16 protein-coding genes are annotated in these 19,292 nt (G+C 39.9%); 9 read left to right on the top strand and 7 right to left on the bottom strand.

Features of this window, described 5'->3' with window-relative positions; all coding sequences use genetic code 11:
• Positions 1-4 precede the first annotated feature (4 nt).
• The 4 genes from B4Z90_RS17775 to B4Z90_RS17760 all read right to left on the bottom strand — a co-directional run bounded on the left by B4Z90_RS17775 (position 5) and on the right by B4Z90_RS17760 (position 3,802).
• Positions 5-763 carry a peptidylprolyl isomerase gene (locus B4Z90_RS17775; protein WP_046673635.1) on the bottom strand — a complete coding sequence of 253 codons (759 nt, stop codon included), beginning with the start codon at positions 761-763 and terminating at the stop codon, positions 5-7.
• Between the two features lie 58 nt (positions 764-821).
• Positions 822-1,169, bottom strand: coding sequence for a hypothetical protein (locus B4Z90_RS17770; RefSeq protein WP_046673634.1), 348 nt, complete (start codon positions 1,167-1,169; stop codon positions 822-824).
• Between the two features lie 37 nt (positions 1,170-1,206).
• Positions 1,207-1,653 carry a low molecular weight protein-tyrosine-phosphatase gene (locus B4Z90_RS17765; protein ID WP_070561279.1) on the bottom strand — a complete coding sequence of 149 codons (447 nt, stop codon included), beginning with the start codon at positions 1,651-1,653 and terminating at the stop codon, positions 1,207-1,209.
• A 595-nt stretch (positions 1,654-2,248) separates the two neighbouring features.
• The gene (locus B4Z90_RS17760) at positions 2,249-3,802 is read right to left on the bottom strand and encodes a Do family serine endopeptidase (RefSeq protein WP_046673632.1); all 1,554 of its coding nucleotides are present in this window, start codon (positions 3,800-3,802) and stop codon (positions 2,249-2,251) included.
• Positions 3,803-4,032: 230 nt separating this feature from the next.
• Here B4Z90_RS17760 and dapF point away from each other — a divergent pair, with 230 nt between their 5' ends.
• Together dapF and B4Z90_RS17750 are read left to right on the top strand one after the other, a co-directional pair.
• Positions 4,033-4,812, top strand: a complete 780-nt coding sequence (gene dapF / locus B4Z90_RS17755; protein WP_286752738.1) for a diaminopimelate epimerase — start codon at positions 4,033-4,035, stop codon at positions 4,810-4,812.
• Between the two features lie 253 nt (positions 4,813-5,065).
• The gene (locus B4Z90_RS17750; protein WP_286802857.1) at positions 5,066-7,951 is read left to right on the top strand and encodes a DEAD/DEAH box helicase; all 2,886 of its coding nucleotides are present in this window, start codon (positions 5,066-5,068) and stop codon (positions 7,949-7,951) included.
• An 8-nt stretch (positions 7,952-7,959) separates the two neighbouring features.
• Here B4Z90_RS17750 and B4Z90_RS17745 read toward each other — a convergent pair whose 3' ends face one another.
• A complete protein-coding gene (locus B4Z90_RS17745; RefSeq protein WP_070561282.1) occupies positions 7,960-8,769 on the bottom strand; it encodes a helix-turn-helix domain-containing protein in 810 nt (269 codons plus the stop codon).
• 336 nt (positions 8,770-9,105) lie between these two features.
• On the opposite strand from B4Z90_RS17745, the gene B4Z90_RS17740 reads away from it, so the two are divergent.
• Positions 9,106-10,155 carry an HlyD family secretion protein gene (locus B4Z90_RS17740; RefSeq protein WP_286802856.1) on the top strand — a complete coding sequence of 350 codons (1,050 nt, stop codon included), beginning with the start codon at positions 9,106-9,108 and terminating at the stop codon, positions 10,153-10,155.
• Between the two features lie 11 nt (positions 10,156-10,166).
• A complete protein-coding gene (locus B4Z90_RS17735; RefSeq protein ID WP_286802855.1) occupies positions 10,167-11,738 on the top strand; it encodes an MFS transporter in 1,572 nt (523 codons plus the stop codon).
• A gap of 241 nt (positions 11,739-11,979) precedes the next feature.
• On the opposite strand, the gene gltX is transcribed toward B4Z90_RS17735, so the two are convergent.
• Positions 11,980-13,500 carry a glutamate--tRNA ligase gene (gene gltX, locus B4Z90_RS17730; protein ID WP_286802854.1) on the bottom strand — a complete coding sequence of 507 codons (1,521 nt, stop codon included), beginning with the start codon at positions 13,498-13,500 and terminating at the stop codon, positions 11,980-11,982.
• 121 nt (positions 13,501-13,621) lie between these two features.
• Here gltX and B4Z90_RS17725 point away from each other — a divergent pair, with 121 nt between their 5' ends.
• The 5 genes from B4Z90_RS17725 (at position 13,622) to B4Z90_RS17705 (ending at position 18,370) form a co-directional block, all read left to right on the top strand.
• Positions 13,622-14,851, top strand: coding sequence for a sensor histidine kinase (locus B4Z90_RS17725; protein ID WP_070561286.1), 1,230 nt, complete (start codon positions 13,622-13,624; stop codon positions 14,849-14,851).
• Positions 14,832-15,380, top strand: a complete 549-nt coding sequence (locus tag B4Z90_RS17720; RefSeq protein WP_046673623.1) for a DinB family protein — start codon at positions 14,832-14,834, stop codon at positions 15,378-15,380. Before B4Z90_RS17725 ends, B4Z90_RS17720 begins: the two co-directional genes overlap by 20 nt.
• Positions 15,346-15,771 (top strand): hotdog fold thioesterase, encoded by a 426-nt coding sequence (locus B4Z90_RS17715; protein WP_112375037.1) that lies wholly within the window; start codon positions 15,346-15,348, stop codon positions 15,769-15,771. Before B4Z90_RS17720 ends, B4Z90_RS17715 begins: the two co-directional genes overlap by 35 nt.
• A 322-nt stretch (positions 15,772-16,093) precedes the next feature.
• Complete coding sequence (locus B4Z90_RS17710) at positions 16,094-17,386, top strand: sugar MFS transporter (protein WP_159333446.1); 1,293 nt, start codon at positions 16,094-16,096, stop codon at positions 17,384-17,386.
• Positions 17,387-17,524: 138 nt separating this feature from the next.
• Positions 17,525-18,370 (top strand): DUF2911 domain-containing protein, encoded by an 846-nt coding sequence (locus B4Z90_RS17705; protein ID WP_286802853.1) that lies wholly within the window; start codon positions 17,525-17,527, stop codon positions 18,368-18,370.
• An 89-nt stretch (positions 18,371-18,459) separates the two neighbouring features.
• On the opposite strand, the gene cdaA is transcribed toward B4Z90_RS17705, so the two are convergent.
• Entirely contained in the window at positions 18,460-19,254 is a 795-nt protein-coding gene (gene cdaA / locus B4Z90_RS17700; protein WP_046672648.1) for a diadenylate cyclase CdaA, read from the bottom strand.
• Between the last annotated feature and the right edge of the window lie 38 nt (positions 19,255-19,292).

The raw sequence follows: 19,292 nt of genomic DNA, 5'->3' as shown, positions 1-19,292 counted from the left end.
GACATTAATAATCCTTGGAAGAGAACAGATCACCAATTTTAGAAAAGATACCCGTCTGAGGTTTTAGACCTTTTAGTTCTCGCTCCAGGTTTAACGCTTCTCGTCTTGTGAGCACGTGCATGCTCATTTTCTGGTCGACTTCTGGCCTATCGTGCTTATCGGTTTTCACAGCTGCAATCTGATCGATGACATCCACGCCTTTGACCAGCTCACCAAATACGGTATAATTCCAATCCAAATGCGGAGCTCCACCAATAGTCGTATACGCCTGACGTTGCACTTCCGAAAATTTCTTACCATTCATTCGTGTTTGCTCCAAACGATCGAGGTCTTCAGGGGTGAATACCTTTCCCTGAACGAGATAAAATTGAGAACCTGAAGAAGCCTTTGCGGGATTATTATCTCGAGCCGCTCCGATAGTACCTTTTTTATGGAATAAACCATCCTGAATCTCTGCAGGAATTGTATACCCTGGTCCTCCATTACCCAATTGAGCGCCGCCAACGGCATTTCTTGAATCAGGATCACCACCCTGAATCATAAAATTCTGGATGACACGATGGAACAAAGTCCCGTCGTAATATTTACTTTTTGCCAATTTGACAAAGTTATCCCGATGTTTAGGTGTCTCATTATACAACCGCAGCACACAGGTCCCCTTGTCAGTAACGATCTGTACATATTTAAACTCGGGTTTAGCCGCAAATGCCAAAACCTGCAGAAAGCAGAATACTGCTATTAAACTAGCCTTTAAAAATTTCATCTGTTAATAATTATATGCTCCCAATTAGAACTTCCAATTTTTTCAATTGTGCTATCTTCTAGATAACGTTTAATTCCTCAAAATAATTTATGATCAAGGACTTCATAATCAGTTCTTGTTCCAAAAGCGTATAGTTAGGAATAGGTTTTACCAATTCCCAATGTGGCCACCCCTCTTCATCCAGACCTTTCAGATTATAAAATCCCATTGCACTGAAAAGACGACAGGTCGCAATGTGCATCAATTCTTCTTTTTCCCGTTTTGAGAACTTTTGAGCACCTTTACCCAATTCCTGAACACCAATGAGGAATAAACAGACTTTGATGTCCGGCTTTTCCATATCGAATAGTGAAGCAATTTCATCCTGTAGAATACTCCACTTCTTATTTACTTCTGCTGCCTTCATTTTTTTGTTTTAAACAAACTAAGATAAATAAATACACTTATGCCGTTAGATTCCCTCCTTTTGCAATAACCTCTGCACAGCGCTGATCAATCATCTGAAAAACTGGATCGAACAAATTATCGTCAAAATACGGATCGGGAACAACATCATCTCCTAAAAACAATTTCACTTTGTTCAGGTCTTCCTTATCAATCACCTGAGCGCATACATCTTCATAATTTTGTCTATCCATCACAAATATAAGATCATATTCGGCAAAAAAATGCGGCTTGAAATGTCGGGCCCGCTGACCGGAAATATCGACACCATACTTCTTTGCAATGGCTATCGCCCTACGGTCGGGTGCTTCACCAATGTGCCAGTCACCTGTACCCGCCGATTCAACGACCCAATTTAATTGATTATCCGCAACTTTTTGTTTTAATATACCATGTGCAAGGGGCGAACGACAGATATTGCCCAAACAAACCATTAAAATCTTCATCTCTATAATTTTAAAAAACTATCAAGCAATCGCGATACCGTTGACTGATCCAACTAAAGGACGCAAAGAACGCCTTTAGCCCATATAATCAGGCTCTCATTCTTGTCGATAGCAAAATATATAATAAATCATCAGGCCAGAAAGACGCAGCTTAACAAGTACTGGCGCTGTTCGGCACTTCATTCCGCAAAATAGCTAAACTAAAATTATTAAGGAAACAACCAGCTTAAAATTGACCTACATGTTACCAAGTGACATAGCATTTCCACCAAATTTTCCTGATTTCGCATACAAAAACAGCGGAAAAACCCGCCTAAAAATCATTCTGACCAATAACTGAGTTCATTAAAGCCAATGAAATTAAACAATGCTTAGTAAACCAAGCATAGCGAGTTCATTACTCCCTTAATGAAAAAACGTGATCATAATACAAAGGATAAAACCTTCATGACTTCGCAGCCACCAATAGCAATGAAAGCAAACTGAAGGTTTTTTCTGGCCAATAAGATCAGACACTTTCAGAAAAAAAAGGTGGCCTAACCTTACGGCTAGAACCACCTAAACTATATTAATCAACCAATTCTTAATTCAACGCTTAATATTCTACTGGGAAGCTCAATTGAACAGCACCACCTTGAGGAGATACCCCTTTCAATCGCACAATATTACGTTGTGTTGCGCCAAGCGCAGTTTCAACATCGTCTACTGTATTTACAGCTTTTCCATTAACCTCAGTAATGACCAATCCACGCTCTACACCGAAGTAATCAAAGATGCCACCACGATTCACTTGGGTCACAACAACTCCAGAGTTGACACCCAGCTCTTTTTTCTTCTGAGCTGAAGCAGGAATAAAGCTTGCACCCAATTTATTGTAAATCTCCGTTGCACTTTTAGAAGCTTTACCGCCGGTATTTGCGGTCTTCAAGGATTCTTCCCCTTTCAATGTCATGGTTACTTGTTTTTCCTTACCATCACGTTTGTAGGTGACATTGACCTTATCTCCAGGACGCGCACGACCTATAGTTTCACTTAAGACAGGTGAACCTGTGATCACTTTTCCATTAATCTTGGTCAGGATATCTCCTTTTTTAACACCTGCAGCCTCTGCGGCACCACCAGCTACAACGTCTTGAACATACAAGCCATCAACATCTGTGAAACCTTTCTCTTTAGCAAGTTCAGGTGTTATTTCGGTATAGGTAACACCGATATAACCGCGTTTTACATTACCGTATTCGACAAAGTCATCGACAATCTTTTTCACCAAATTGACCGGAATCGCAAAACCATAACCCGCATATGTTCCTGTCGGAGAAGCGATAGCAGAGTTAATACCAATCAATTCTCCCGAAGCATTCGTCAACGCACCACCACTATTTCCTTTATTGATAACAGCATCTGTTTGAATAAAGGATTCTATCGCTGAACTCACCGGGATTTGATCCTGTCCACCACCAAATGGATTACCACGTTGTTGCTGACCTTCACTCAGAATACCGATCTGACGACCCTTTGCACTAATGATACCTGCGGTAACTGTAGATTGAAGCCCTAGCGGGTATCCAAAAGCCAATACCCATTCACCGACATTGACATTATCTGAGTTACCTAACTTGACCACAGGAAGCCCCTTGCCTGACACTTTCAACAAGGCTAAATCTGTATTCGGATCACGTCCGATCAATTTGGCTTCAAACGTACGTTTGTCTGTTAATACGACTTCAATTTTATCTGCATCTTCTACGACGTGGTTATTCGTTACAATATAACCATCATCCGAGATAATTACACCTGATCCGGATGCCTGCACAGGTTGCGCCTGCATTTGACGACGTCCACCACCTTGTGGCATGCCAAAAAACTCTTCAAACATATCGAACGGAGAACCTTGCGATTGCTGTGATCCTTTACGGCTATAGGTTGTCTTAATATGCACTACACCTGGCGACACTATTGCGGCAGCCTGGGTGAAATCAGGATTGCCTGTTGAAGACATAACTCCTGTAGGATTGTTTGCAAAATAAACTTTTTGTTTGTCTTCGAAAGACATACCATCCAACTTCTTATTCTCAATAAGCTTGTAACCACCTAATGCTACCGCTCCACCGAAAACAGCCGTTAATAGCGTTAAACCGACCTTATTCATAAACTTATTTCTATTTTAAAATGTCCTAATATATGCTGATAACCTTTGCTCCTAAAATTACCGATTTTATTCGGATATGTTCAAATGTAATACCATTTCAAGGCCTTCGGAAAATCCGACACGTTAAAAAATGTTAATTGCTAGACAAATGCAATCATTTTAACAAATCTTAACTTTTACCCGGTTTTTTGTAACAAAAAAACGTATTTTTGTTACTACAAATCAACGTAATGGCATCAAAAGTAAGATTTTCAAAATATCAGGGCGCAGGAAATGACTTCATTTTAGTAGACAACCGCGACAGTGCATTTGACCGCGCAGATGAAGCATTGGTGGAAAAACTCTGTAACCGTCGGTTTGGCATTGGTGCCGATGGCTTAATGCTGCTTCAAAACAAGGAAAATTACGATTTTGAGATGATTTATTATAATGCCGACGGCAGAGAAGGCAGCATGTGTGGTAACGGAGGCCGTTGTATCGTCGCTTTTGCACGCGACTTAGGCATCATTACTGACAAAACTGTCTTTTTGGCAGTAGACGGCATACACCATGCCTCGCTAGCAGCAGACCTTGTCAACCTGCAAATGATCGATGTACAAGATTATACACGTGATGGTGAAGCTTATGTATTACAAACGGGGTCTCCACATTATGTTGAGTTTGTAAAAAATCTGCAGGATAAAAATGTCTTCCAAGATGGCTACGCAATTCGCAACAATGCTACTTATGAAAAAGAAGGCATCAATGTAAATTTCATTGAAGCGGAAGGAGATGGTTATTTCCTCCGTACTTTTGAGCGCGGTGTTGAAGATGAAACCTATGCCTGCGGCACTGGAGCAACTGCAGCAGCGATGGCTGTTGCCCTGCAGCAAAATTTAGAAGGTGATATCACTATTCCTATTCGCGTATTAGGAGGGCAGCTTTATATTTCATTCCATAAGAAGGGCTCCCATTTCTCAGAGGTATTCTTAAAAGGTCCAGCACAATTTGTCTTTGAAGGAAACTATTAGATTTTTACTCCTATAGCGAGTCAAGCTAATTACAACTCAAATTTTCAACTCAGGTAAATCAAGCCGTGAAGGACGACCTGTTATCTTTGGCATTTAACGATACCTGTGAACAACTTCATAATGAAGGTTAGTACAGGATCTTAACGAGGCTATCCCTTGGAATCGATTTTTAAAATTTCAACGTGCAAATTGCAATTAATGGTATATTTTATTGTATATTAGAAACCTTTATTTATAAGGTCCGCTATTTTTAATGCAACAGTCAAAGTCATTTCCAGTATATAAAATCGTTTATTCTATATGTGAGCATCCCTATCTTGGCTATCTTATTGAGCCACACATGGTCAAACTCAATCCCAACGGGACTTACTCACTACGTTATCAGCGTATATTTAGCAATACTGTCGATGCTTACGCCGCGGAATTGGATGAAGTAGATTACAAACTGATTCGATTGCTCGATGAAATCGAACAAACGCATCTCATCAAAAAATACTATAAAAAAGCAATTAGACCTGTCGATTTCTTTTCCAAAGTTTTCGATAAAAAGTTGTATGAACTTCTTCGGCCTAAAATAGATGAAAAAATGATCCAATTTTTTGAAGCTATTGGAGACAAACCACTTTTCATGATGAGCAAAGATGGTTATCCAGCAGATCAAGAAATTAAATTGGCAACCTCTGCGGCATCGATTCTATTTCATTTTCGACGAAACGAAGAAGAAACACGTTATTTCCCGACAATCAAATACGAAAATCAGCGTATGGAGTTTATGTTCAAAAATGCCATTGTCTTGACCAATGTACAAGCATGGTTACTTTTAAACAATACCCTATATTATTTCGATCAGGCCCTTGAGGGCAAGAAGCTCAGCCCTTTCCTGAATAAACGTTACATTTCTGTCGGTAGAAGCACTGAAAAAAAATATTTCGAAACCTTTGTATGTGGACTGATTGAACGTTATCATGTCTATGCCGAAGGATTTGAAATTCAGACCCACCAGCACCAAGCAATTCCACTCCTCCATTTGATTTATGTCGAGGATGGAGCCTCGCAATTACAACTGCAATTCAAGTACGGACCGCATACCTTTACCGCGGGAGCCGAGAATAAGGTTACTGTTCGTATGGAATATAATGCGCAAGATGATCAATATATATTCCACCGTGTCAAACGATCGTTGCAATGGGAAGAACAACAACATGAAAGCTTAAAAAAATTGGGACTACAGGATGTTGATCTCCAACTCGGCTTATTAACGCCAGCAAACCAAACTGGAAAACGGCTTTCAGTATTTGACTGGATGAACAACCATCAAGAACAACTGGAGGCTCTTGGATTCCACATTATACAAAATAGTGAAGAAAAACGCTTCTTCATAGGGCACACCTCCTTAGATATCTCCATTGATGAAGACAATGATTGGTTTGATATAAGTGCTATCGCAAAATTTGGGCCCTATGAGATTCCATTTATTCAGCTGCGCAACCATATCCTTAATAATATTAAGGAATTCACCTTACCAAATGGAGAAATTGCCATGATTCCGGAAGAATGGTTTGCAAAATACAACCATCTCTTCCAATTTTCTGCAGACCGACATGAGCTCAAACTAAATAAGGTACATATTGGTCTACTCTTTGAAATTAGTGAGCATACAAAACTGGTATTTACACGAAAACTACAGAATCTAGCCAACTTTGAAGAGATTGCTGATATTCCCGAACCAAAACATTTCAAGGGAAATCTTCGCCCATACCAAAAAGCAGGATACAATTGGTTTAATTTTTTGAAGCAGTATAAATTTGGCGGCTGTCTTGCAGATGATATGGGTTTAGGTAAAACCATACAGACTTTAGCGTTATTGCAACAGCAAAAAGAACAACTCCAAGACGAACAGGATGTCCGTACCTCACTTTTGGTCTTGCCAACATCATTGGTATACAACTGGCAAAAAGAAGCACAGCAATTTGCGCCACAGCTTAATATTCACCTTCATACCGGAAACAACCGCATTAAAGATGCCTCGCTTTTCGCTAAATATGATTTGGTCATTACTACCTACGGGATTGCCCGCATTGATGAAGAAACCTTGAGTGGCTTTTATTTTAATTACATTATCCTCGATGAGAGCCAGAATATCAAAAACCCAACTTCCAAATCGTTTAAAGCCATCAAAAGCCTAAAAAGCAAAAACAAATTGGCCTTGAGTGGAACTCCTGTAGAAAATTCCGTTTCGGATCTTTGGGCACAGATGCACTTCACCAATCCAGGATTACTAGGAAGCTATACCTATTTTCAGAAGGAATTTGTACAGCCCATAGAAAAGAAAAAAGATGAAGAAAAGGCGCAGCGTCTTCAAGCGATTGTCAAACCTTTTATATTAAGACGTACAAAAGATCAGGTGGCAACAGAATTACCGCCAAAAACTGAACAGGTACTTTATTGTGAAATGACTGAAAAACAATCCGAGTTGTACGAAAAAGTCAAATCTGAATATCGCAATGCCATTCTTGACGGACAATTGGACAGCAAGCCAAAATCTACCCAAATTGCGCTGTTGCAGGGCTTGACAAAGCTCCGACAATTAGCCAATCATCCCCGAATGGTGGATGAGAAGTTCTCGGGTGCTTCCGGCAAGTTCGACGCTGTCATTGAAACGCTTGAGATGGTCATGCAAAGGGGCAACAAAGTACTGATTTTCTCCCAGTTCGTAAAACAGCTCAATATCTTCCGTCAGTATTTCGATAATAAAGGAATAAATTATGCCTACCTAGATGGCGGCACAAAGAACCGGGATGAAGCCGTTAGCCAATTTCGTAAAAACAACGATACTAAGTTATTTCTTATATCGATAAAAGCAGGTGGGGTGGGACTCAATCTGATTGAAGCGGACTATGTTTTTATTCTGGATCCGTGGTGGAATCCAGCTGTGGAACAACAGGCCGTAGACCGTTCACACCGCATCGGTCAAACGCGCAATGTATTTATCTATAAATTTATCAGTAAAGATACCGTCGAAGAAAAGATACTGGCTTTACAGAATAAAAAGAAATCGATTGCACAAAGCCTGATCACGACAGAAGAAAGCTTTATCAAGTCACTATCTCAGGAAGATCTGCAGGAACTTTTGGCCTAAATAAAATATTACTGTTTATATTCATTAATCTTCGCCATATATATCGATGGACGGATACCCGTTACACGCGTAAAAATATTACTAAAAGAAGACAGCTCGTTGTATCCCACGCGCATGGCTATTTCTAGAATGGAATAGCTATTCTCTGACATCAGCTCCAAAGCTTTTGCAATTCGTATGGCTCTTAAAAACCGAATATAACTGATGCCCATATCGTCTTTAAAAAGTCTGGACAACGAGCGGCTACTCATTCCAAAGCGAGCCGCAATCTGTTCTATGGTAAAGGCCTGATCAATGTTGCTGTTCAGATATCTAGCCACACTCCTGAGTTTCTCACTTTTAGGATAGGGATGCTGCATCGGGAAAGCATCTATTGGTGAACTTGTATCCGGAATGATAGCCATCATCGCGCGCAAGAGACAGTATTTTGAATAATCGGTCGTTTTACTGACCCCTCCGCTCCAATCCTGAGCAAATAAAAACATTTCACGCACCAGATCATTGCTAAGAAATATATTCGGTACTGAAAGTACGGACGGCATCTGCTGCCGCTCCTTGAAATAAAAACTATATAGCGGGATACGGGAGCTTGTGCTTTCCAGATGATAGGTTGTATTTGCCGGAATCCACATGTAAAATCTTGCCGGTAAGTACCAGTGCTTTGTTGCTGTAAACACATGAACAATTCCACCTTCGGCATAGAGCAACCGTGCCTTTTTATGTTTATACTCCCGAGAATCGATACGATCGACATACATGTGGTCTACATAAAAATCATATTGATCAGCATCAATAGCTGCCAGTTTTTCCTCTTCCATAACTTAAAATTACACTTTTCCTACAACATGGCGCAAATGAACATATATTCGTCCGACTATACAAAACAAAACGTTTCTATCTCACAGTATCTTTGTACAGCCATATGCTCATGTGCTCAGAGGAAATTTGCTCGTATTCCGAGTACTCCTGTTTAAGTCAAATACAAAACCAGAAAAATTGCTACTTCGAGTACAGCATAGCTGAACTGGATGAATGGCTCCGAGACTTTTTGAGCTGGAAGCTTTGATGATTTTAAGGTAAAGGATACGTCAAGCACATACAAAGGAATAAGCACAGGCAAAGCAAACAATTGAAAAACGCGCAATTAAACAACAATGAATAAAGAAGATAAAAAAGACAAAACAAAGGGATTTAATAAAGTGCTCGTCATATTTGCCAGCCTATTATTATTGACCGGTATTGGCGTCTTAATCAGACACCTCATTTTTACTAATCAGTATGTCACGACAAATGACGCTCAAATTGATCAATATGTTACACCCATTGCCAGTAGAATCGCTGGTTTTATTAAAGAGGTACGATTTGAGGAAAATCAATATGTTCATCGAGGCGACACGCTGCTTATTATAGACGCGAGCGAGTATCAAACCAAGGTGGATATGGCGAATGCCGAACTCCAAAGTAGTGAGAGAAATGCCGAGGTTCTCAGCAAAACAGCCGATGCGGCAGCTAATAGTATTTCGGTTCAAAAGGCAAGATTAGAGGCTGCAAAAGTAAGTGTATGGCAGACCCAACAGGATTACAATCGGTTCAAGAATTTATTTGAAGCTGAGGCTGCCACCAAACAGCAGTACGATAATGCCAAAGCAGCATACGATATCGCATTGGCGCAATTGCACGCCATTACGGAAGAATATAATTCAGCTCAACTGAACAGCAGCAAAGAAAAAGCAAACGAATTGCCGGCAAGAGCTAATATCAATATCAAAAAGGCTGCGAAAACAAATGCACAGCTTTTTCTCTCCTATACCGTAGTAACCGCTCCCTACGATGGCTTTGTTGGCAAACGAACGATCCAACCAGGACAATTTGTAAAGGAAGGCCAGACACTAGCCAACGTCATTAGCGAGGAAAAATGGATCAACGCTAATTTTAGAGAGACTCAACTCGAAAACCTTTCAGAAGGTACTGTAGTCACGATACAGGTTGATGCCTTTCCCAAACTTAGTTTTAAAGGAAAAATTCACTCTTTTTCCCCAGCATCAGGTTCCAAATTTTCCGTGATACCTCAAGACAATGCAACCGGAAATTTCGTAAAGATTGAACAACGGATTCCTATTAAAATTGTATTTGATCCAAAACAGGATCTTAAGAAATTGCGTGCCGGTATGAATGTGGTTATCCATGCTACCCATCAATCCTAATCATCATGCGTATGAATAAATCTTTATACTATAGTTGGGTGCCCGAATGGATAAAACTTCCGTTAATGATATTAGCGATGTTCCCACATCTCATGTTAATGTCTCTCTTCCATTCCAATACGGCATTTACCGCTTCGGTACTGGACATTGAAGCCGAGGATATTCAGTATTTTCTATCCCTGATGTATGGCGCCATTGTCGTTGCTTTACTTCTATTTCAGCGGCTATTTTCCTTCTTCAGAGTAAGAACATATATTCTTTTGACCTGCAGTCTTTCCATTTTGATCCTACTAGGCATTTCGCTGACAAGAGATCCATTTCTTATTGGCATTCTGCGCGTGGTAGAAGGTATTTTCTGTGTATTGGAAGGAGCTTGCTTTCTTCCCTTGCTTATGATGCAAATTAGGCATGCCAAAAGCCGTACGATTGCTTATTTTTTCCTGTACACCTTTATGCTTACGGGATCAACTTTAACGACCTCCTTACTCAAAGAAAGTATTATGGATTACGGATGGCAAGATATGATCCACGTCGTCCTCTATTGGCATTTGATTGTGATTGCAATAGCTTTGCTGTTACTTAACAATAATCGCTTGGGTAAAAAATTTCCCCTCTATCAATTAGATCTGGCAAGTTGCTTGTTTTTATTGATATCATTGAGCTGTGGAGCTTATGTCTTAATTTATGGTCGCAAATACTATTGGTTTGAACACGCCAATATCACCATAAACTTCGCCCTTTCCCTTATTTTCGGCGCACTCTTTATGATTAAACAAAAGACGGTCAAAAGACCCCTTTTTCATTTTGAGATCTTGAGATACAAAAATGTGATCTTTGGTGTTACCCTGTTTTTTCTGTTTTATATTATTCGTAGCTGCCTCAATAATGTTTATACTGTAATGGCTACAGTTTGGAAGTGGCCCTGGCATTATATTATTGATGTACAGTACATCAACGTGTTTGGCACAATACTGGGTGTCGGTAGTTCAGGTTTTTTACTCCTGCGCGATGTATCTCCTAAATATATCTTTGGTTTCGGCTTTTTGATTTTGGCGACCTCATGTTTTATATTTGTACCCACATTTTACCCTGACACCACAATTTGGGCAATCGGTCTTCCTTTGTTTATTCAAGGAATAGGTCAGGGATGGCTCTTTACACCGCTTGTTATCTATATCTTGACTGGTGTCGAATCCCATCACGTTGGCAATGCAGGTCTTATGGGCACAACAGCTCGGTTCTGGAGTACGAATGTCGGATTTGCTCTTATCCAAAACGTCAGTTATGTACTAAATCAAAAACATTATATTCAACTCGAACAAACATTGAATACAAGCAATACCTTAACAATAAACTATTGGGATACATTAATGGAGAAATATGCCGGAATATATGGCGATCAGATAGCAAGCCGTATTGCCAGCAAAAGTATTTCGGGAACCCTAAGTCAGCAAGCAACGTTAATCAGTAACATGGAGATATTTACTTATCTAGGGATACTAGGAATACTAATAACGGGGCTAATATTTTTATTCGGCCCAGCCAAAACACTTTTCATGCGCCTAAGGATACCATACTTGTAAATGAGGCCACTCCCCCCTATAGACAAGCTCCATGATTTCGCGAGCAACAACAGTTAAGAACCCGAACGGAAGATTCTTTTTGGCTAATCAACCGCGTATCGCGCGCGCATTGATGACTTAATCGCGCATTGATGACTTGATAAAAACAACAGCAATCAATAAACAACCTCTTTCAGAAAAAAGGGGCTGTTTGCATAGCAATGCAGACAACCCCTTTTCAGTATCTCGTACTTAAAGCTATTTAAGCATCGAATTCTTTAAGTGCTTTTTTCACACGCGCTATGACCTCTTGTTGACCAAGTAATTCAACAATCTGAAATACATCTGGTCCAAACTTACCCCCTACCAGCATAATCCGGAATGGCATCATAAGCTCACCCATCTTCATCCCTGATGCCTGAATCGCATCTTTGAAGAAGGGTTCCAATTCAGCAGCCTTCCAGGTATTAAATCCTTCGAATGATTGGTTAATATGCTCAAAAAATGCTGTTTTCTCAGCAGACCATTTAGGTTTTACCGCGCTCAAATCATATTCCGCAGGCTGCGAAAAGAAGAAGGACGCCTGAGTCCAAAAGTCTTCAACAAAGGTTAAACGTTCTTTCACGGCATCCAATACTCGGCTCACATAAGCGGCATCGGCTTCTACTTGATGATGCTCCAAAACTGTATTGATCTGTGGCAACAGAGATTCTGTCGATGTGCGTTTAATCCATTCATGGTTGAACCATTTTGCTTTTTCAAAATCAAATTTTGCCCCAGCTTTACTGATACGGTCAACACCAAATTTCTGGATCAATTCATCTAAGGAGAAAATCTCCTGTTCAGTTCCATCATTCCAGCCCAACACCCCAAGCATATTGACAAAAGCATCTGGCAAGAAGCCCATCTCACGGAATCCTTTTGTTGTATCACCAGATTTCGCATCAGTCCAGTTCATTGCATAAACAGGGAAGCCCAAGCGATCGCCATCACGCTTACTTAATTTACCATTTCCATCTGGTTTCAGAATTAATGGAAGGTGTGCCCAACCTGGCATGCTATCACCCCAGCCGAGGTATTCCCACAATAAAATATGGATGGGTGCCGAAGGCAGCCACTCCTCACCACGGAAAACATGCGATATTTCCATAGCTTTATCATCGACAACAACTGCCAGATGATAAGTCGGCATGCCATCTGCTTTAAGCAACACCTTGTCATCGACAAGATTTGTATCAAAAGCAACCTTTCCACGGATCATATCCGTGAATGTTACCGTTTCATCGGTAGGAATCTTTATACGAATGGTATGCGGAGTCCCCGCATCCAATAATTGTTGAGTTTCAGTCTCAGACAGACTCAATGAATTACGCAATTGAAGTCTATTTTCGTGGCTATAGCGAAAATTAGGCTGCAACTTACGTTGCTCATCCAATTCCTCTGCAGTATCAAATGCATAATAAGCATAACCATTCTCGATCAACTGCTCAGCATATTTCCGGTAAGATGGTTTTCGCTCACTTTGACGGTAAGGTCCGTACTCGCCCCCTTTTAACGGGCTTTCATCGGGAGACAGACCACACCATGCTAAACATTCGTTGATATACTCCTCAGCACCTGGGACAAAACGAGTTTGGTCCGTATCCTCGACACGTAAAATAAAATCTCCCTGATGCTGACGCGCATAGAGAAAATTAAACAAAGCTGTACGTACCCCACCAAGGTGAAGACCACCTGTCGGGCTCGGTGCAAAACGCACTCTTACTTTTCTTTCTGAACTCATGCCGCAAAATTACCACAAAATTTTTGATTTGGATGGTACGTTAACTTCTTCAATGAAATAAAAGTGCAGAAAACAGACATTTATTCAGTAATTTGCAAATGAAGGACACGAATACGTAATCATGAAACCCTATCAGATTAGCCAGCAACGCTGGAAATTTATCTTGCTTATCTTTGCAGCAGTCATTGCTGTCGCCTCTTTGGTTTATACCAACTACCTCGTTCGAAATCTTGCGCATGCCGAACGTTCAAAGGCTGAGGTATGGGCTATGAGTACCAAAAATATCATGACCATGCCCGACGTTGATGATGAATTCATTACATTTATTTACGCCGTAAGAGACAGCCTAAATTTACCAGCAATTATTACTGACGATAAGGAAGACATTATTTTCTGGCGTAACCTCGATTCCACAAAGACAAATATTAAACCCGGACACAACGACAGTGTTACAAAACATCTCGATTATGATCCGGCATATTTTCAAAAGCAGCTCGCGTTTATGAAGAAGAGCCATCCTCCGATTACATTGGAATTGGAAAATGGTCAAAAATGGCATGTTTATTATAAGGATTCTTGGTTTTTGCAACAGTTAAGGGTGTTTCCTTATGTACAATTATCATTGATTGCCCTCTTTCTCATTATTGCCTATACGGTTTTCAACTCCATCCGAAAATCTGAACAAAATCTTGTTTGGGTCGGACTAACCAAAGAAGCAGCGCATCAGTTGGGCACCCCTATTTCGTCACTGATGGGCTGGTTAGAATTGATTCGCATAAAATTTGATGCCGAAGAAGATGACACGCTAAATGAAATGGAAAATGACATTAAACGACTTGAAATCGTCGCTGACCGCTTCTCCAAAATAGGATCTACTCCCGTACTGACCAACCATAACCTCTATGATGTCATCAAAAATTATATGGATTATTTTCGCATACGAACCAGTAATAAAATTGCTTTCGAATTAAAAGGCGATACACATCTTGAAGCACAACTCAATATTCCACTCTTTGATTGGATTATCGAAAATTTATTGAAAAACGGAGTAAATGCCATTGGCACAGAAGGAAAGATAACTGTTAATATTTCAGAAAATATTGCGAAAGAAGAAATTTTTATAGACATTAGTGATACAGGCAAAGGAATTCCGAGATCTAATTTTGAATCTGTTTTCCAGCCGGGTTTCACAACACGGAAAAGAGGTTGGGGGCTTGGCCTTAGTCTGACAAAAAGAATGGTGCGGTACCACCAGGGACAAATTTTTGTAAAAGAATCTGAAGTAGGTAAAGGAACAACATTTCGAATAATCTTAAAAAGCAATTTAAAATATGAAGCCACTCAAATCTGACGAATATCCAGCAGTCTACGCACCTTATATTGAGACTGTCGTCGATAACGTGTTTGATGCACTAGAAGAACAAACGCTCTCCTTTCCAGCATTTCTGGACACGATTCCTGAGGAAAGAGGTAATTTTAAATACGCCGAAGATAAGTGGACCATCAAAGAAGTTGTTGGCCACGTCATCGATAATGAGCGTATCATGGCTTACCGGGCATTGCGTTTTTCACGTAATGACCTTAAAGAGCTTGCCGGGTATGACCAAGACTATCTCATTCAATATTCCCGTTACAACGACCGCACATTAGAAAGTTTAAGCAAAGAATTCACCTTTCTTCGCAAAGCTAACATGATGCTTTTCAATAGTTTTAACGATGTGGAACTAGAACGTAAGGGCATGGCATCTGAACGGCTGACAAGTGTAAAAGCGCTTTTGTATGTCATTGCGGGCCATCTCAATCATCACCGCATTATTATCCAAGAACGTTATTTAAACTCAGACGATGTCAAAAATTTGGTTTCAGCATTACAGCATTGAGGAAATTAACGTATTCTTCAATAAATATCTGTCAGGTCTGCTCGAAATTCAAGCAACAGAAATAGATGACAACTCCATCACGGCGACCATGCCTGTAACAGATAAAGTCAAACAGCCGCACGGCATTTTACATGGCGGTGCTTCTGTCGTTCTGGCGGAATCTTTGGGAAGTATCGCATCCAATCTCGTGGTTGACCCTGACAAATACCGCGGTGTGGGACTTGAAGTAAATGCCAATCACATACGCCCGGTCAGTAGCGGTGTAATCACCGCGAAATGTAGTCCAATACACATTGGTCGGTCCACACATATTTGGGAAATAAAAATGTACGATCGTTTCAACAAATTAAATTGTATCTCAAGACTTACAGTAGCAATCGTTCCAAAATAACGAGGACTGTATGGCTCCTGCTAACTCGATTTATCAACTTGTTCCAATTAAAATTCGACAACGTTCATAAGCAAAGGAGGATAAATTTCACAATTTATCCTCCTTTTTTTTGTCAATTAATTATCAAAATCCCTCAAAAATATGCCTTTATTTATTTCCAATATTCAAGAAATTTAAGTAGTCTTGTAGGATGGATACCTTAAAAATCAGTAATTATGGAGCGCAATCGTTTGTTCATTCCTTATTCCTACTGATTTACCAATCCTCGAACGATAACTTAACTACTCGAACGATAACTTAACTAAATATAATAAAACAAAACATGACCACTAATCCTAACGTTGGTAAAACAGCTTTTCGCCCTATGGCCATCTGCTGTGGTTTATTTTTTATCCTCGGTTTTATTACCTGGGCAAACGGAACTTTAATTCCATTCTTAAAAATTGCTTGTAACCTCGAAACAGATTTGCAAGCTTTCTTCGTAACCTTTGCTTCCTATATTGCTTATTTTTTCCTAGCACTTCCAAGCTCAGTCATCATCAAAAAAATTGGTTTCCAAAATGGTTTAGTTGTCAGTCTCATTATATTAGGTTTAGGGTCTTTGATCTTTATTCCTGCGGCAGATAACAGAAGCTATGGTCTATTTTTAACAGGAATCTTTATTCAAGGTTCAGGAATGGCATTATTACAAACAGCAGTTAACCCTTACTTAAGTATTATTGGTCCTATTGATAGCGCAGCACAACGTATTTCAATAGCTGGTTTTTTCAATAAATCGGCTGGTATCATTGTACCTATCCTTTTCGGAACACTCTTTTTAAAAGATGCTCAAAAAGTAACAGCAAAATTAGAAGCAACAACGGATCTGGTCCAAAAGAATGCGATCTTAGATGATCTTCTTCAACGCGTACACACACCATACATCTCTCTTGCAATTATATTCGTTGCCTTCGCAATATTCTTAAAGTTCACTCACCTGCCTGAGGTCGATATGGATGCAGAAGAAGAAAGCAGCGCAGAAAGCGGAACTGTTGCGGCAAAGAAAACATCGATATTTCAATATCCACATTTGTTCTTGGGCGCTTTGGCAATTTTCTTCTGTGTAGCGGTCGAAGTTATGGCGGGAGATATCATTGGCGTCTATGCACGCGAACTGAAAGTTGATCCCTTCTTTACGACCTACGCAACAGCATTTACACTATCTTGCATGTTGATCGGTTATATTATCGGTATTATCTCCATTCCAAGATTTGTATCGCAACAAATGGCCCTACGCATTTGCACAATCATTGGCATCACATTCACCGTCATTTCTGTTTTCACAACTGGCACAACATCATTTATATTTGTTGCCTTGTTAGGAATCGCAAACTCCCTCATGTGGCCAGCGATCTTCCCATTAGGAATTAAAGGTCTGGGAAAATTCACAAAAACAGGATCAGCAATTATGATTATGGGTATTGCTGGTGGAGCAATATGGCCTTTGATCTATGGACTGTTAAAAGATCATTTGCATATTGATTTTCAACATGCATTCCTATATGCGATGGTACCAGGCTATCTATACATTATGTATTTCTCTATAGCAGGTCATAAAGTGGGAAAAACGAATTAAGGTAAATCCATCTTATATTTTAAGAAAAAAAGGCATCTNNAGATGCCTTTTTTTCTTAAAATTCTTCCTACTTTTAGGAGATAGATGCTGTAAGAGCCATTAAATATTAAGCATACAACAAAACAAACAATGATACAGATGAAAAAGAATCTTTTTGCAATTGCCATTGCCGCAACAATGATGTTTACGGCCAACGAATCTTTTGCTCAGCTAAAGCTACCTGCAGCAAGTAGCTCACAGACAGTTACACAAGGATTGGGTATTGAAAACGTAACCCTTAATTACAGCAGACCTAGCATGAACGGCCGTAAGATCTTTGGCGATCTTGTTCCTTATAATGAAGTATGGCGTACAGGAGCAAATACCAATACCACATTAACCTTTGAAGGTGATGTTGAGTTGAATGGCCATAAGCTTTCTGCTGGAACCTACGCTCTTTTCACAATCCCGAACAAATCAGAGTGGACCATCATCATCAGTAAAAACACCAAACAATGGGGTGCCTATACCTATAAACAAACTGAAGATGCCTTACGCTTCAATGTTAAACCACAGACCTTAGCAAATCCAGTGGAGACATTTACCATTTCTTTTGACAATGTTACACCTACAGGCGCTGTATTGAGTCTCGCTTGGGAAAAAACGTCTGTAAAGGTTGATCTCAAAGTCAATCAACAGGCTAAAATATTAGCTTCTATTGACGAGGCTATGAAGGGTGAGAAAAAACCTTATTTTGCTGCAGCCCAATATTACTTCAGTAATAATTTAGATCTAAATAAAGCACTAAGCTGGTTTGACGAAGCTGCTAAAGCTCAACCCAAAGCCGCTCACGTCCTATTTTGGAAAGCAAAAGCGCAATTAAAAGCTGGAGATAAAAAAGGCGCGATAGAAACAGCAACCAAAGGTCTTGAAGTTGCCACAGCAGATAAAAATGGTGAATACATCAAATTAAATACACAAGTGATCAACGCTGCAAAGAAATAGGTATCTCTATCTAAAAATGCCCCCAGAAAGTGTCTAACTTTTTGGGGGCATTGGCATTTAAAACCTTTTTTATAGCTCAGCTTTTTATTTTATAACTCGTCTTTTAGCAATTGCTCAAGTTCTTCTGGTGAAACGTTCATATTGACGTTTCCATCCTTCGCAAAAGATATCTCACCAGTCTCTTCAGAGACGATAACGGCAATCGCATCCGAGATTTCCGTCACTCCAATTGCAGCGCGATGCCGTAGTCCGAATTGCAGCGGTAAATCCTCACTATCCGACAATGGTAGCACACAAGATGCTGTCATAATCTTAAAATCAACAATAACCACCGCACCATCATGTAATGGGCTATTTTTATGAAAGATACTTTCAATCAAGCGCTTGGAGATATGGGCATCAATATACTCACCGCTGCTTTGATAATATTCCTCGTCAAAATACTTTGAGAAAACTAATAGAGCTCCCGTCCGTGTACGCGACATGCTTCTACAGGCTTCAATAACGGGTTTTAGATCCTCCGTCAAATCTTTTTGTATTGCCTTTTTATTCCCGATAAACGACCAAAAAACTTTTTTCCGTTTCATGGATATATTCTTTCCCACGTGTAGTAAGAACCGCCTGATTTCCTGCTGGAATACAACAATCAAAGCAATTGATCCTACGGATATAAAACCGCCAAATATCTCAGTCAGCAAGCGCATATGCATCTGTTTGACGACAATATAAACGCCATAAAACAGTGCTACGCCAATCAGGATATTAACGGCAATGGTCCCCCTAATCAAACTATAGATATAGTAGATAATAATCGCTACCAATATGATATCAATAACGTCCAATAGGCGAAAGCCGCTAAACAGGCTATAGTCGATTCCATCCATATATGCAAGTTAAAAAAAAATAGATATTATTTGTATTT

The sequence above is a fragment of the Sphingobacterium sp. UBA5639 genome (assembly GCF_002421245.1).
Lineage (GTDB): Bacteria > Bacteroidota > Bacteroidia > Sphingobacteriales > Sphingobacteriaceae > Sphingobacterium > Sphingobacterium multivorum.
Note: the sequence above shows the minus strand (reverse complement) of the source record. Positions and strands in the feature narration are given on the sequence as shown.